General features: G+C 48.3%; 17 protein-coding genes. All 17 read right to left on the bottom strand.

The features are described from left to right. Positions 1 to 118: 118 nt before the first annotated feature. Positions 119 to 1,117, bottom strand: coding sequence for a rod shape-determining protein (locus ABXR35_RS19975; protein ID WP_367063804.1), 999 nt, complete (start codon positions 1,115 to 1,117; stop codon positions 119 to 121). A 388-nt stretch (positions 1,118 to 1,505) separates the two neighbouring features. Beyond that, positions 1,506 to 2,870, bottom strand: coding sequence for a UDP-N-acetylglucosamine 1-carboxyvinyltransferase (murA, locus tag ABXR35_RS19970; protein ID WP_367063803.1), 1,365 nt, complete (start codon positions 2,868 to 2,870; stop codon positions 1,506 to 1,508). Between the two features lie 317 nt (positions 2,871 to 3,187). Further along, positions 3,188 to 3,436, bottom strand: a complete 249-nt coding sequence (locus ABXR35_RS19965) for a DUF1146 family protein (RefSeq protein ID WP_367063802.1) — start codon at positions 3,434 to 3,436, stop codon at positions 3,188 to 3,190. 281 nt (positions 3,437 to 3,717) lie between these two features. Then, positions 3,718 to 4,134: a F0F1 ATP synthase subunit epsilon gene (locus ABXR35_RS19960; protein WP_367063801.1), complete on the bottom strand. Its 417-nt coding sequence runs from the start codon at positions 4,132 to 4,134 to the stop codon at positions 3,718 to 3,720. A gap of 33 nt (positions 4,135 to 4,167) precedes the next feature. After that, a complete protein-coding gene (gene atpD / locus ABXR35_RS19955; protein WP_367063800.1) occupies positions 4,168 to 5,568 on the bottom strand; it encodes a F0F1 ATP synthase subunit beta in 1,401 nt (466 codons plus the stop codon). A gap of 166 nt (positions 5,569 to 5,734) precedes the next feature. Next, a complete protein-coding gene (atpG, locus tag ABXR35_RS19950) occupies positions 5,735 to 6,601 on the bottom strand; it encodes an ATP synthase F1 subunit gamma (RefSeq protein ID WP_367063799.1) in 867 nt (288 codons plus the stop codon). 293 nt (positions 6,602 to 6,894) lie between these two features. Further along, on the bottom strand, positions 6,895 to 8,406 hold the full coding sequence (atpA, locus tag ABXR35_RS19945) for a F0F1 ATP synthase subunit alpha (protein WP_367063798.1): 1,512 nt from the start codon (positions 8,404 to 8,406) through the stop codon (positions 6,895 to 6,897). Between the two features lie 18 nt (positions 8,407 to 8,424). After that, positions 8,425 to 8,970 (bottom strand): F0F1 ATP synthase subunit delta, encoded by a 546-nt coding sequence (locus tag ABXR35_RS19940; protein WP_367063797.1) that lies wholly within the window; start codon positions 8,968 to 8,970, stop codon positions 8,425 to 8,427. After that, positions 8,967 to 9,452 carry a F0F1 ATP synthase subunit B gene (atpF, locus tag ABXR35_RS19935; protein ID WP_367063796.1) on the bottom strand — a complete coding sequence of 162 codons (486 nt, stop codon included), beginning with the start codon at positions 9,450 to 9,452 and terminating at the stop codon, positions 8,967 to 8,969. The genes ABXR35_RS19940 and atpF overlap by 4 nt, the downstream gene beginning before the upstream one ends. Positions 9,453 to 9,610: 158 nt before the next feature. Beyond that, on the bottom strand, positions 9,611 to 9,835 hold the full coding sequence (atpE, locus tag ABXR35_RS19930; protein WP_188774165.1) for a F0F1 ATP synthase subunit C: 225 nt from the start codon (positions 9,833 to 9,835) through the stop codon (positions 9,611 to 9,613). A 145-nt stretch (positions 9,836 to 9,980) separates the two neighbouring features. After that, positions 9,981 to 10,781, bottom strand: coding sequence for a F0F1 ATP synthase subunit A (gene atpB / locus ABXR35_RS19925; protein ID WP_367063795.1), 801 nt, complete (start codon positions 10,779 to 10,781; stop codon positions 9,981 to 9,983). Continuing rightward, positions 10,774 to 11,193, bottom strand: a complete 420-nt coding sequence (locus tag ABXR35_RS19920; protein WP_367063794.1) for an ATP synthase subunit I — start codon at positions 11,191 to 11,193, stop codon at positions 10,774 to 10,776. The genes atpB and ABXR35_RS19920 overlap by 8 nt, the downstream gene beginning before the upstream one ends. Continuing rightward, the gene (locus ABXR35_RS19915; RefSeq protein WP_367063793.1) at positions 11,186 to 11,431 is read right to left on the bottom strand and encodes an AtpZ/AtpI family protein; all 246 of its coding nucleotides are present in this window, start codon (positions 11,429 to 11,431) and stop codon (positions 11,186 to 11,188) included. The genes ABXR35_RS19920 and ABXR35_RS19915 overlap by 8 nt, the downstream gene beginning before the upstream one ends. Positions 11,432 to 11,599: 168 nt before the next feature. Beyond that, positions 11,600 to 12,772: a non-hydrolyzing UDP-N-acetylglucosamine 2-epimerase gene (wecB, locus tag ABXR35_RS19910; protein WP_367063792.1), complete on the bottom strand. Its 1,173-nt coding sequence runs from the start codon at positions 12,770 to 12,772 to the stop codon at positions 11,600 to 11,602. 21 nt (positions 12,773 to 12,793) lie between these two features. After that, complete coding sequence (gene upp, locus ABXR35_RS19905) at positions 12,794 to 13,423, bottom strand: uracil phosphoribosyltransferase (protein WP_367063791.1); 630 nt, start codon at positions 13,421 to 13,423, stop codon at positions 12,794 to 12,796. Positions 13,424 to 13,928: 505 nt separating this feature from the next. Beyond that, the gene (gene glyA / locus ABXR35_RS19900) at positions 13,929 to 15,179 is read right to left on the bottom strand and encodes a serine hydroxymethyltransferase (protein ID WP_367063790.1); all 1,251 of its coding nucleotides are present in this window, start codon (positions 15,177 to 15,179) and stop codon (positions 13,929 to 13,931) included. Positions 15,180 to 15,249: 70 nt separating this feature from the next. Next, a complete protein-coding gene (locus ABXR35_RS19895) occupies positions 15,250 to 15,837 on the bottom strand; it encodes a TIGR01440 family protein (protein ID WP_367063789.1) in 588 nt (195 codons plus the stop codon). Positions 15,838 to 15,880 lie beyond the last annotated feature (43 nt).

Here is a 15,880-nt window from a genome sequence, read left to right as displayed (position 1 = left end):
TTCCGTCGGGTTACTTCTTCATTTTACCGCAAATGAACAAAATGTTCATATAGAGCTGATATATTAAATGCGAAAAGCATCACTGTACTGTCATTCGTTATGATTTATATCGGCATGCTTAGAACTTTTTTTTAGATACTTTATCCAAATTATTTAACATAATTCCAGTTCCTTTGACCACGCAGTGCATAGGGTCTTCTGCAACCAATACGGGTACGTGCAATTCTTGGGACAACAGCTCTTCGAGACCATCCAGCAGCGCACCGCCGCCGGTCAAAATGACGCCACGGTCGATAATATCTGCCGACAATTCCGGTGGAGTCTGCTCCAATACCATTTTAGCGGAACTGACGATCGACAGAATGGTGTCGGACAGCGCGTTCTGAACTTCATTTGCCGTGATTGTCACTGTCTTCGGCAGACCGGTAACCATATCACGACCACGAATATCCATCTCACGTTGAATGCCGCTTGGACGAACGGTAGCGATATTGACTTTGATGTCTTCCGCTGTACGTTCACCAATCAGCAATTTATATTCATTTTTAATATAGCGCATAATGGAATCGTCGAATTTGTCGCCAGCTACTTTTAATGAAGAAGACGTAACGATATCCCCCATCGACAAGACGGCAATATCAGTCGTACCGCCACCGATGTCGATTACCATGTTACCGCTCGGCTCAAAAATGTTCATGCCTGCACCAATCGCAGCCGCTTTCGGTTCAGCTTCCAAAAATACATCTTTTGCTCCCGTACGCTCTGCCGCTTCGCGAATCGACTTTTGCTCAACGGAGGTAATGTTCGTCGGCGCACAAATGAGAATGCGCGGATGACTGTACCAGTTGCGCGCACCTACTTTATTAATAAAATGTTTAAGCATCGTTTCTGTTACATCAAAATCAGCAATAACGCCGTCACGCAGTGGACGAATCGCTACAATATTGCCTGGTGTTCTGCCGATCATGCGGCGAGCTTCCTCACCGACAGCCAGTACGCGTTTGGTGTCTGTTTCCAGCGTTACGACAGATGGTTCATCCAGCACTACACCTTTACCTTTTACGTGAATGAGTACGTTTGCCGTACCCAGATCAATTCCGATATCCTTGCTAAACATGTCAAGAGCCTCCAAAAGTCGTATTTCCGGTAAAAGAGTCTCTTATCACCACACCGTCTGGGCGAATTCACCAACAAAGCTGTCTGTAAGTTCGGTTGCTACCATGGATCACAGAATTCGCATTTCGTCCAAATGCTCAGATCGTCAAACTCTTATCACGGTCAATCTTTATTAAAATTAGCATAATTGCATAGGGGATTCAACGATAATGTTCGGGAATTGGCGGAAGTAACAGTAATGTAACCAAGCAAAAAGCCGGACACATGGTCCGGCTTCGGCTTTTGATCTTATGAGAGGCTAGATTGACGAAAATGGCGGTCATCCCTATGCGCCCTACAAGCGTATATGGAGTAACTGGTATTCCGCGCTTCTAGCCAGTTATTTAACATTACACGCCAGTCGTTTGTACATTCAGCATCGATGCACTTGCGGTTTTGGCTTTTTCAGCCAGCATCGCAGCAGCTTCGCTTGCCGATGGTACAGTGTTGACTTCGGCTTCTTCCAGACGCCAGATGTCTGCACCCAGACCGGACAGCTTTTCAGCCAGATGTACATACCCGCGGTCGATATGATGAGTACCGCCCACTTCGGTTGTACCTTCGGCAATCAGACCAGCACAGATCAATGCAGCACCAGCACGAAGGTCGGTTGCACATACTTTAGCGCCAACCAGTTGTGGACCGCCTGTTACGATGGATGTTCTGCCTTCGATACGGATTCCCGCATTCATCAGGTTGAACTCATCCACGTGCATAAAGCGATTCTCAAACACAGTTTCAGTAATGATGCTGGTTCCTTCGGACCCAAGCATCAACGCCATCATTTGCGCCTGCATATCCGTCGGGAATCCAGGGTAAGGCAATGTTTTGACATCTACAGCACGGAGCGGATGATTAGCGACAACACGTACACCATTCTCATCCGGTGTAATTTCTACACCCATTTCTTCCATTTTGGCAATGACTGGACCCAGATGGTCTGCAATCGCGCCTTCGACATATACGTCGCCGCCCGTGATAGCCGCAGCTACCATATACGTTCCAGCTTCGATACGGTCAGGAATAACGGTATGCTCGGTTCCCTGCAGTTTTTCCACGCCTTCAATGCGAATTACTCCTGTACCTGCACCGCGAACTTTGGCACCCATTCCGTTCAGGAAGTTTGCCAGATCCACGATTTCTGGTTCTTTGGCAGCATTCTCAATCGTTGTGATACCCTCTGCCAGAGTAGCAGCCATCATGATGTTCTCGGTAGCACCCACACTTGCAACATCCAGATAAATCTTGGTGCCGCGCAGTCTGCCATCGCATTTGGCTTCAATGTAGCCATGACCCAGATTGATCTCTGCGCCCATTGCTTCAAAGCCTTTCAAATGCTGATCAATCGGACGTGTACCAATGGCACAGCCGCCCGGCAGCGAAATACGGGTTTTGCCCAGACGGGTCAACAGCGGACCCATTACCAGAAAAGAAGCACGCATTTTGCTAACCCACTCATACGGGGCTTCGCAAGAAGACAATTCCTGTGCATCGACATGGATTGTCTCATTCTGGTATGTAACCACAGCTCCAAGCGATTCCAATACTTTGTTGATAGTCATTACATCGTCAAGGGAAGGTGCTTCGTGAATGATGCTTACACCTTTTTCTCCCAGTAAAGAGGCAGCAATAATCGGGAGAACTGAATTCTTTGCCCCGCTAACTTTGACATTCCCTGTCAATCGCTTGCCACCGCGGACGATAAATTTGCTCATTAGGATTCCCTCCGCGCGTCATTTTGCTTGTCCGGCATTATAAGTTGGATATGAATAGTAGTGTGAACATGGCGGTGGCCCTGTGAGTCATGCTGTCTGATCAAATGAAATGCCAGCCTGTATGCTACCCTATTATCTTCCGGTTTACGATGCCTATTGCATGTAATTTTGATTTTAATATTTAATGTAATGGTTGATATTCCAGCGGTTGTCCAGTTCCAAACATGAAGTCAAATGTGCGGTTACTTGAATCATAATAAGACGGCAGCTTAATAAATGAAATAAGCCTAAAACACTTATAACCGTAATCCCCACATTCAAAACATAAATCGCAATGCCTGTGTCCACTGGAGATAGTCGAGCAAAAACGCGGATACGAAATGCCCAAGCACAATCGCCAGCAGTAAATGAAGCATTTTACCGGCAGCACTCTTGGGATGACGAACCAGCAGATCAAACTTGAAATTTTGCAACGCCCACCATGAAAGACCAATGCAAAGCAGCGAGATGATAATGGATAGCAAACCGTTTGTGCCGACAGCGGCTCCCGCATCTACTGTGCTCATTCCAGCTCACAGCCTCCTTACATAAATTACTTGGCAATCAGTCTTTTATACGGACTATTCTATAATACTTGCCCTTCACCAAAGAATCTAGTCCCAAATTTACAAATTTCACTGTATAAATGGCATATTCGTACATTTCCTGAAAAAAATCAGTATTTTCGGGTGTTTCCTGCCTTTAAATCAGCTTTTTTCAGCGAATCTCTTCATTCTACACATGGGTCTAAACACCCAGCGACACAAAAACAGCCGGACCGTTATCATGACGGGCCGGCTTGTTTATGTTATCGGTTTTCACCTGAAGAAGATACTTTGATACGGTTCATCGCGCGTTGCATAGCAAGCTCGGCACGACGGAAATCAATATGATCCTGACTGGAGCGATTGCTCAGTCGGCGCTCGGCACGCTCTTTGGCAGCGCGTGCGCGTTCCACATCGATATCATTGGACCGTTCAGCACTCTCTGCGAGTACGACCACTTTGTCGGGACGCACTTCTAGAAAGCCGCCTTGAATCGCAAATGTACTTCTTTTGCCGCCAGCCTGAAACGTCAACGGTGCCACTTTGAGTGGAGTAACCGTTGGAATATGGCCGGCGAGAATGCCCAATTCGCCTTCGACACCTGTAGCGATCAGACGATCGACCTGTTCGGAAAAGACCAGACGCTCAGGTGTGACGATTTCCAATAAAAACGTGCTCACTTTCATCCCTCCTCACGTTTTGCAGGCATGCTCTTACAGTGTTTTCGCTTTCTCCACTGCTTCCTCGATTGTGCCTACAAAGAGGAATGCTGCTTCTGGAAGCTCATCGTGTTTACCATCCAGAATCTCTTTGAAGCTACGTACTGTTTCTTTTACTTGTACATAGCGACCTTTGATACCAGTAAACTGCTCGGCGACGTGGAATGGCTGGGACAGGAAACGCTGGATTTTGCGCGCACGCGAAACGGTCAGCTTGTCTTCCTCGCTCAGTTCATCCATACCGAGGATGGCGATAATATCTTGCAGCTCTTGATAACGAGCCAGAATGCGTTGTACGCCTTGCGCTACATTGTAGTGCTCTTCGCCAACTACTTCTGGTGTCAGGATACGGGAGCTGGAAGCCAGAGGATCAACCGCTGGGAAGATACCCATCTCGGAAATTTTACGCTCCAGGTTGGTCGTTGCATCCAAGTGGGCAAATGTTGTTGCCGGAGCCGGGTCAGTATAGTCATCCGCAGGCACGTAGATCGCCTGAATGGACGTAACGGAACCTTTTTTGGTGGAAGTAATACGCTCTTGCAGCTGACCCATCTCAGTAGCGAGGGTTGGCTGGTAACCTACCGCGGACGGCATGCGACCCAGCAGGGCGGATACTTCGGAACCCGCTTGTGTAAAGCGGAAGATATTATCGATAAACAGCAGTACGTCTTTGCCTTCTTGATCACGGAAATATTCCGCCATTGTCAGACCAGTCAGTGCAACGCGCAGACGTGCGCCCGGAGGCTCGTTCATCTGTCCGAATACCATTGCTGTTTTATTAATAACGCCAGACTCTCTCATCTCGTGGTACAGGTCATTCCCTTCACGAGTACGCTCACCAACACCGGAGAATACGGAGATACCGCCGTGCTCTTGTGCGATGTTGTTGATCAGTTCTTGAATCGTTACCGTTTTACCTACACCGGCACCACCGAACAGACCGATCTTACCGCCTTTTGCGTATGGTGCGAGCAAGTCGATAACTTTGATCCCTGTTTCCAGCATTTCTGCTTGTGTGGACAGTTCATCAAATTTTGGTGCTTCACGGTGAATTGGGTTGTTAATCTCGGAAACCACATCACCCGCTTCGTCGATTGGCTGACCGAGTACGTTAAATACGCGACCCAGTGTTACTTCACCAACTGGAACGGAGATGGGTGCACCCAGATCTTGTACTTCCAGACCGCGCACAAGGCCGTCTGTGGAAGACATTGCAATACAACGCACCAGGTTATCACCCTGATGGTTGGATACTTCAAGCGTCAGATCGATCTTTCTACCGTTTTCCAGTGTTGTATCGACCTTAAGTGCGTTCAGGATTTCCGGCAGTTGACCACGATCAAACTCAACGTCGACAACCGGACCCTGAATACTTACAACGCGTCCTGTATTCATTATCCTTTTCCCTCCTACTGACTTGCTGTATCAAACCATATTGGAAGCGGTGTTGCAGCGGGACATGCCCAGCAACCATCCGCTTTGAAAATGTATTGCCATGATGACGATAGATTATGAAATGGGATGTTCATGCAGTCAAACTGCATCTCATACGATCCACTTCTTAGTTTTGTGCGTTTGCACCTGCTACGATCTCGGTAATTTCCTGGGTAATAGCCGCCTGACGTGCACGGTTATATACCAGTTTGAGATCGCCGATCATTTGGGAAGCATTCTTCGTTGCGCTACCCATTGCCGTCATACGTGCGCCCTGCTCACTTGCTTTACCTTCCAGCAACGCATTGAAGATCAGGGTTTGTGCATATTTCGGCAGCAATACAGCCAGTACTTCCTCGGCTGAAGGCTCATATTCGTAGCTCGCCGTTACCGTATCGGATTGTACTTCCATTGTATCCATCGGAAGCAAGCGTACAGATGTCGGTGTTTGCGTTAACGCGTTGATAAACTGGTTATAACATAAGTACAGCTCATCGTAACGACCTTCTTCATACCCTTGAATCGCTGCCTGAGCAAGTGATTTGATATCCGCATACGACGGGAAATCCGTCAGTTCGGCTACCGAATCAGTCACAGGCATCGTGCGACGACGGAAGTAGTCACGGCCTTTACGTCCAATGACAAACAGTTCGTATTCGTCCGCGGACGAATGACGCTTGTTGATGTCAGCGCTGACCTGACGCAGAATGTTGGCATTGTAACCGCCAGCCAGACCACGATCGGATGTCACGATTAGGTAAGCAACACGTTTAACCGGACGTTTGTCCAGCATAGGATGCTTAACGCCTTTTGTGCCAGACGCAATGCTTGCCACCACTTCACGCAGTTTATCGGAGTACGGGCGTGCTGCCTGTGCTTTCTCCTGTGCTTTGCGAAGCTTGGAAGCTGCGACCATTTCCATCGCTTTGGTAATCTGTCTTGTGTTCTGAACACTTTTGATCTGCCTTTTAATCTCACGCATACCTTTAGCCATATGGTTTCACCACCTTAACCTTTGAATCGCGTTCAAAGTCATACGATCACTGCCAGTTCCAAACACTGGCTGACAGCAAAGTCGCACTCCTGTTACGGAGATATTGACTGCTGCAAACATGCCGCAGGTCAGTCATCATATACACCAGTGCGCGGGATATGATCATCTGACCTGAAGATGCGTGCTGTTGCGGACAGTCTGCCGGACTTATACATCCAAAGCAGCCCTTATCGCGCATGATTTATGAGAGGCTGACCGGCATCAACCGGACAGCGGTTCGTTCAGAGCAAATATTAGCTGGTTGCAAACCCTTTTTTGAAGGCTTGAATCGCTTCAACCAGAGCAGCTTCGTTATCGGAAGTCAGGTCTTTGGTATCGCGGATCGATTGCAGAACAGCATCATGACTTGTTGTCATGAAGGACAGGAATTCCGATTCAAAACGGCGTACATCGGCTACTGGAATATCATCCAGATGACCTTTGACTGCCGTGTACAGGCTGACTACCTGCTGTTCAACGAGCAGCGGTTGGTTCACGCCTTGTTTCAGAATTTCCATCATACGTGCACCACGGTTCAGACGGGACAATGTCGATTTATCAAGGTCGGAACCGAACTGAGCAAATGCTTGCAGCTCGCGGTATTGCGCCAGATCCAGACGCAGTGTACCTGCAACCTTTTTCATCGCTTTGATCTGTGCGGAACCACCGACACGAGATACGGAGATACCTACGTTGATCGCTGGACGTTGACCTGCATAGAACAGATCGGACTCCAAGAAGATCTGACCGTCGGTAATGGAGATAACGTTGGTCGGGATGTATGCCGATACGTCGGACGCTTGCGTTTCGATAAATGGCAGTGCCGTCAGGGAACCGCCGCCTCGTGCGTCACTCAGTTTCGCTGCACGTTCCAGCAAACGGGAGTGCAGGTAGAATACATCACCAGGGAAGGCTTCGCGGCCCGGTGGACGACGGAGCAGCAAGGACAGTTCGCGGTAAGCGGCTGCCTGTTTGGACAGGTCATCATAGATGATCAGCGCATGCTCGCCTTTGTACATAAAGTACTCGCCCATTGCGCAGCCCGCGTAAGGAGCTATGTACAACAGTGGGGACGGATCGGATGCGGATGCAGTCACGATGATCGTGTATTCCAGTGCACCGTGACGGCGCAGCGTTTCCACTACCTGTGCTACTGTAGATTGCTTTTGACCGATAGCAACGTAAATACATTTTACGCCTTGGCCTTTTTGGTTGATGATCGCATCGATGGCAATCGCCGTTTTACCTGTTTGACGGTCACCGATGATCAGCTCGCGCTGACCGCGACCGATCGGTACCATGGCGTCAATCGCTTTGATACCAGTTTGCATCGGCTCATGAACCGATTTACGGTCGATAACACCCGGTGCAGAACCTTCAACTGGACGGAATTCGGTTGCTGCGATTGGACCTTTGCCGTCTACGGGTTGACCCAGTGGGTTAACAACGCGACCCAGCAGGGCTTCGCCAACAGGAACTTCCATGATGCGGCCTGTACGTTTTACTTGGTCGCCTTCGCGGATGTCTGTATATTCACCAAGGATAACGACACCGACATTGTTTGCTTCAAGGTTCAGTGCCATCCCCATAACGCCATTGGAAAACTCAAGCAGTTCGCCGGACATTGCGTTTTGCAAGCCGTATACGCGAGCAATACCATCACTTACTTGGATAACGGTACCGACTTCAACGACTTCAATATCGCTTTTGTACTGCTCGATTTGACTTTTAATCAATGTACTGATTTCTTCAGGTCTGATACTCAAGTCAGTCCCTCCTGTCTCTTATGCTTGTCTCCGAAAAGACTTTTCCAGACGTTCCAGTTTGCCCGAAACGCTGCCGTCATACAGCTTATCGCCGATGACTACTTTGAGTCCGCCAATCAGCGACTCATCAATTACATTTTGTATACGAAGACGCTTGCCTGATAATTGACCGAAGGTAGCGGACACTTCTGCCTGCTCTTGCTCGGTTAATGGAAACGGTGTGTACACGGTAGCATCTGCAACATTCAGCGTATCGCTGACAATATTGTTGTAGCTGCTCAATAGTTCGGGAAATACCTCATATCTACCGCGCTCAATCAAAAGCACCATTGTACGCAGCAGAGCATCGGAAACTTTGCCCGAAAATACGTTATCCAGCACCTTTTCCTTATCAGCCAGCGATATATTCGGCGTAGCGATAAAATTGCGGAATTCATGATCCGCTGCCAGCGCGTCGACAACGGCTTTCAGTTCCTGACCAGTTTCTTCCACACGTCCACTGTCGGACGCTGCTTCAAAAAGGGCTTTGGCGTAACGGGACGATACTACAGTATCGCGGCTCATTGTCTGATCCCTACGTCTTTCAGGTAATCATCCACCAGTTGTTCCTGCGCTTTTGGATCAACTTCTTTTTGCAGCACTTTGGAAGCGATTTGTACGGAAACAGCACCGATTTCGCTGCGCAGTGCAGCCACGGCTTTGTTTTTCTCGTTCTCGATATCGCGAGCAGCCTCGTTTTTGAGACGCAGCGATTCTTCTTTTGCTTGGTTGATCAGCTGTTCAGCTTGGCTGTTGCTCGTTTGACGAGCTTGCTCAAGAATATCCTGAGCATCTTTACGTGCCTGCTGCAAAGCCACTTTTTGTTCTTCTACATATTGAGTTGCCTGATTGCGCGTCTGAGCTGCTTCGTCCATCTGCTGCTTGATCAGTTCGCGGCGTTTTTCCATCACCGAAAACAGCGGACCAAATGCATAACGGTTCAAGAGCCAGTACAGGATCAGAAACGCAACGATCACGATCACAAGGTTAGTCCATTCAAAATGCAAATCAGTTCACTCCTTCCCCGAAACTTCCAAATCGAAATAACATGATATTAATGAAGAGCAATGAAGATATCATCCGAATCCTATGACTTCACGCACACTTACGCTAAAAAGAAGGCGCGGATGGCTGTGGCCTTCCCCGCCAGTTATTTGTTCTTTGATTATGCAGCAGCGTAGAAAATGAACGCCAGTACTACACCGATGATTGGCAGTGCCTCTACCAGACCTACACCGATAAACATTACTGTTTGCAGTGTGGATTTCGCTTCTGGTTGACGAGCGATACCTTCGACTGTTTTACTTACGATCAGACCGTTACCAATACCTGCGCCCAATGCGCCCAGACCTACGGCGATAGCTGCCGCCAGAAATGCTAATGCTCCCATTGAAAAAATCCTCCTTAGAGTGTGTAAATTATTATTTATGTTGAGCCCGGTATGAAGGGATATCCAACTTCCGAACTGTGAAACCAGTGACATAGAACCATCAGACCACGCTATTCAAAATGCGCTCTCAAAAGTCGATAATGAGTTAATGATCCTCATCCGTCTCCAGCGATTGCGATATGTATACCATAGCCAGAATGGTGAAAACGAAAGCTTGGATTGTACCAACAAAGATACTGAATCCTTGCCATACGATCAAGCCCAGTACAGAGGCAACTGCTCCTACTCCGAACCACAGTGTCGACATTTTGAGCAATACGGAAATCAAAACCTCACCGGCAAAAATATTACCGAATAGACGCATTCCGTGTGTCAACAGTTTCGAGAACTGCTCGATCAAGTTGATTGGGAAGAAGAAGAAGAACGGTTTGAAGTAATGACCGAAATAGTGCTTCGGATTCTTCACAATACCCAAGAAGTGAACCAGAACGAATACGATCAGTGCTAATCCCATTGCGGATGCAGCGTCAGCGGTTGGTGATTTCCACCAGCCTACCTCAACATACTCTTTGCCTGAACTCAATCCATCGAGAACCGATGTGAGCGGCAGACCGAAGAAATTAGCTGCTGCAGGGTCTGTATACTTGAACGGAACGACAAGCGGTAGACCGAGCATGTTACTGACAAAAATAAACATAATCAATGTCAGACCGAGCGATAAGAACGGTGCTCCCTTTTTATAGTCCATCGTACTGGAGATCAAACCCTGTACGAATTCAACTACCCATTCCATAAAGTTTTGCAGCTTGCCTGGATTCTCTACAGATAGATTGCGAGTAGCCAGCTTTGCTAGTGCAAATACAATGATACCACTTACAATTACGGTTAGAATCAGTGCAAGGTCAAAATTTAAACCTGCAATCTGAACTATCGGTGCTTCATGCATTTTTCTCACCCCTTTCGTTATCGGAGTTCAGCTTGTTTTCGCGGCGAGAAAGGATAAAGCCGATAATGACAAGTGCAAACGGTGCAAATACAAGGCTTCCAGCAAGTGCATGAATCTCAAACACCTTTGGAAACTCGACTGCAAGAATAACGGCACCAATCGAAAAAGCCGCCCGCTGTGCAAATCCCAATCCTTTGAATCTCTTTCCTGTACCGCTTGCTGCCTCATCGGTCATCTTTTGCACCTTTTTGGCTAAATACTTCGTATTCACGAAGCTAACCGCCGAGCCCACAATCAGCCCAAAGGCGATGGGACGGTATTCCGGAAGCAATGCGACAGCAAGGAAACAAAGCGCGAGAAAAACAAAGGTGGTCCGGGTCAGCCAATAAATGTACGCTGGTATTTCATTCATTCGGTTCCCCCACTATTTTCTTAATGATGACAATGATACCTACAATGCCTGCAAACAAACCTGCAAGCACACCGATGGCAATACCGATTCCTGAGCCATTCCACATTCGGTCCAGCCAAGAACCAAACCAGAATCCGGCAAGTGTGCACACAGTCAGATCGATACCGATCGCACTCACCAATCCAACCGCCTTCCAAGGCGATGAACCGTCCGGTTTGCGCTGTTGTTGTCCTGTCATAACACACTCCACCCTCGGAATCCCAGTTCATTGTACTGAATCGTTCAAGTCTTTGTCAAACCATTTCGCTTTAGCACTTTAACGCAAAGTCTTCACGAAACATCACTTGATACTGTGCGTTTGATCACACGTACCCTACAGTATCACTGTATACTGCAATCCGCTTTTTCACAAGACGGCTGTGGGTCCTTTTTTGAACGTTGTGTGAAATTCTTCGGGACGCTCTTCCAAAACACCATAATGGTGCAAAATTGCATTGACAATTCGTTTGGAAGCCTGCCCATCACCGTAAGGATTCGCTGCTTCACTCATCGACGCATACAGCTCTTGATCTGTCAGCAGTGCGTGAGCACGTTCATAAATTTTGGCTTCATCTGTACCAACCAGCTCCAGCGTACCAGCATCGATACCTTCTGGACGCTCGGTTGTATCGCGCAGAACAAGCACCGGTACGCCGAACGATGGCGCTTCTTCTTGCAAGCCGCCCGAATCAGTCAGAATCAGATGAGTATGCGGGTAGAAATTATGCAGATCGACAACATCAAGCGGATCAATTAGCTTGATGCGCGGGTGGTTGCCCAGAATTTCGTACGCTGGTTCTTTGACCGCCGGGCTTGGGTGAACCGGATACACAATCGCTACATCTTCGAACTCGTCAGCAATACGTTTCACGGCACGGAAAATGTTGCGGTGTGGCTCGCCCTGCGATTCACGGCGGTGGGCCGTCATCAGGATCAAGCGCTTGCCTTCCGCCCATTGCAGTACCGGATGGCTGTAATCAGGCTGTACAGTATATTGAAACACATCTGTTACTGTATTGCCTGTGATATACACGCTTGACGGAGACTTATTTTCCTTATGCAAGTTGCCTGCGGACCATGCCGTTGGTGAGAAATGTAGGTCAGCCAGTACACCAGTCAATTGACGGTTCATTTCTTCTGGGTACGGCGACATTTTGTTCCATGTACGCAATCCCGCTTCCACGTGACCGACGCTAATTTGTTGCATAAAAGCAGAATAGCTTGCTAAGAATGTAGTCAGCGTATCGCCATGCACCAGCACGATGTCTGGATTCGCATCGCGCAATACAGGCTCTAATCCCTGCAATACACGAATCGAAATCTCGTTCAGTGTCTGGCGATCCTTCATTACGTCCAGATCGTAATCCGGCGTAATATTGAACACTTCCAGCACTTGATCCAGCATCTGGCGGTGCTGTGCGGTTACACAGACGACCGATTCGATATGCTCTGGATGCTTTTGAAGCTCAAGAATGAGCGGAGCCATCTTGATTGCTTCGGGACGTACACCAAAAATCGTCATTACTTTAATCTTTTTCATAACTGTGGTTTATACCTCGCTTTACTTAGTTCCGTAGAGACGGTCGCCTGCATCGCCAAGACCCGGTACGATATAACCGTGATCATCCAGACGCTCATCCAATGCAGCTACATAAATGTCGACATCAGGATGCGCATCCTGTACCGCTTTGACACCTTCCGGTGCGGCGATCAGGTTCATCATTTTGATCTGGGTGCAGCCGCGCTTCTTGAGCACGTCGATAGCAGCAATAGCGGAACCGCCTGTTGCTAGCATCGGATCGATAACAATCAGCTCACGCTCCTGTACATCCGTTGGAAGCTTCACATAATACTCCACCGGTTGCAGCGTGTCTGGATCACGGAACAGACCTACATGACCTACTTTTGCTGCGGGCAGCAGTTTCAATACGCCGTCCACCATACCTAGACCGGCGCGCAGAATCGGCACGAGACCAAGCATACGTCCAGAGATGACTTTACCTTCCGTCTTCACGACTGGCGTTTCGACCGGGATGGTCTCCAGTGGAATATCGCGTGTAATCTCGAATGCCATCAAAGTAGCTACTTCGTCCACAAGTTCGCGGAATTCCTTCGTATTGGTGTTTACATCACGAATAAATGTAAGTTTGTGTTGGATCAAAGGGTGATCGCATATCACCAGTTTTGCCATGATTTGTCCCTCCGGTATATGTTCAATAATAACAATGGTAAGTCCTGTCGTGGCGTATGTATTCAAAACACATGGCGCAAGGTTGAGGACCGGGGAACACACTTCCCCCCGTAAATCTTGTCTATTATATCATTACATGAGGTCAATTTCACCAGCAACTCCGACGAATTCATGCAATTCTCGAATATCGTAGTATAACGCTTACAATTTCCAGATGATAGCGTATTTATCCTGAAATCACCCAGTACTTACTATTATAATAGGAAATGGCTTGAATGGGGCAAATTATTTTTATTTTTTCTCAAAAAATTTATTGCACCCTCCAGCCATAAAAAAGCCGGCAGATCATCGCGGATCTGTCGGCTTTTCTAACATATGAAGCGGCTTATTATTCCGCCCATGCCATATTTCTTATTATAAAAGAAACGTATGTGCAATGACGAATATCATTTATCGAAACAGTCGGAATGATAGACTGAATTGCACAAATTCATGATTCGTTTACTTAGTATTGAATCTGTTGATACAGCGGGAACTGAGCAGTCAGTTCAGCTACATCTTTGCTTGCTTGTGCCAGTACTGCTTCGTCTTTAGGAGCTTTCAGTGTAGCGGCGATGATCTGACCGATCTTCTTCATCGCTGCTTCGTCCATACCGCGCGATGTTGCTGCTGGTGTACCCAAACGGATACCACTAGTGATGAACGGGCTTGTTGGATCGAATGGAATAGCATTTTTGTTCGTTGTGATCCCAACGGAATCCAGTACATGCTCAGCTTCTTTACCAGTGATGTTTACGCTACGTGTGTCTACCAGCATCAGATGGTTGTCGGTACCGCCCGAAACGATCGTCAGACCTTCTTCTACTAGTGTTTCCGCCAATACTTTAGCGTTTTTCACTACATTTTGCGCATAAGTTTTGAACGAAGGTTGTAGCGCTTCACCCAGTGCAACCGCTTTGGATGCAATCACGTGCATCAGTGGTCCGCCCTGTGTACCTGGGAATACAGCTTTGTCGATTGCAGCTGCCCACGGCTTGCGGCAGATGATCAGACCGCCACGTGGTCCGCGCAATGTTTTGTGTGTTGTTGTGGTTACGAAATGAGCATGTGGCACAGGGCTTGGGTGTTCGCCCGCTGCTACCAGACCAGCGATATGCGCCATATCGACCATGAACAATGCGCCTACATCGTTAGCGATAGAAGCCAATGCTTCAAAATCAATCGTACGCGGATACGCACTTGCACCAGCTACGATCAGACGAGGACGATGCTTGAACGCCGCTTTACGCACGTCATCATAATCGATCAGGAAGTTATCTTCGCGTACACCGTAAGCAACGAAGTTGTACAGCAAACCGGATGCGTTCACTGGGCTACCGTGTGTCAAGTGACCACCATGCGCCAGATTCATACCGAGTACTGTGTCACCCGGCTTCAGTGCTGCCAGATATACCGCCATATTCGCCTGTGCACCGGAGTGAGGCTGTACGTTTACATGCTCCGCACCGAACAGTTCTTTCGCACGGTCGCGTGCGATGTCTTCTACGATGTCGACATGCTCACAGCCACCATAGTAACGTTTGCCCGGGTAGCCTTCAGCGTATTTGTTTGTGAGTACAGAACCCATTGCTTCCATAACCGCTTCGCTGACGATATTCTCAGATGCAATCAGCTCGATATTGTCGCGTTGGCGTTTCAGTTCCAGTCCCATTGCTTCCAGTACAGCCGGATCATTGTTTCTCAGTTGCTCCATCATTGTTCATTTTCCCCCTGATCATGTTCATTATTCGTCAAGTGACATTGTGCATGCGCTCAGGCATGTCCTATCAATCGCACGCTCCGCCGTCAGCTGAAGGTTGTGGTGTATAAACCGCGCGTTCGCCGCCAATCAATTTGGGGCGGGTACGTGCAGCATTCACTCTGGCTTCACCAAGCTGACGCAGGCTGGTGCGGTAAGGCACAGCAACATGTTTCAAATGCATTCCGATTAACGTCTCTCCAATATCAATGCCCGCATGGGCTTCGATGCTTTCCGCCAGACATGGATCTGAAGCGGTCTGGTACACATATGCCGCCATGGAGCCGCCCGCTTTGGGAATCGGTACAGCAGCGACCTCTGTCCAGTTGTATCGATCCAGACTGGAGCGTTCCACGACAAGCGCACGATTCAGATGCTCACAGCATTGAAAAGCGAGTTGAAAGCCAAACTCGCGTTGTACGTCGCGAATGCCTTCCACTAGCGCTTCAGCAATATCCAATGTACCAGATGTGCCGATATGCTTTCCGGCAATCTCGCTTGTGCTTGCGCCAATGACCAGAATTCGATCCGGTCCCAGACTAGCAGCTTCCGCCACCTCACGGGTAATCAGTGCCGCATCGCGCCGAATGGCAGCGATCTTCTCGTCATCTTTCATGATCTTTGCCTCCTTGTGCAGCTATAGGATCACCAGCTTGCAG

This window comes from Paenibacillus sp. JQZ6Y-1 (assembly GCF_040719145.1).
Classification (GTDB): Bacteria; Bacillota; Bacilli; order Paenibacillales; family Paenibacillaceae; genus Saccharibacillus; species Saccharibacillus kandeliae.
The sequence above is the reverse complement of the archived record's forward strand: the minus strand, read 5'-3'. Positions and strand labels throughout refer to the sequence as shown.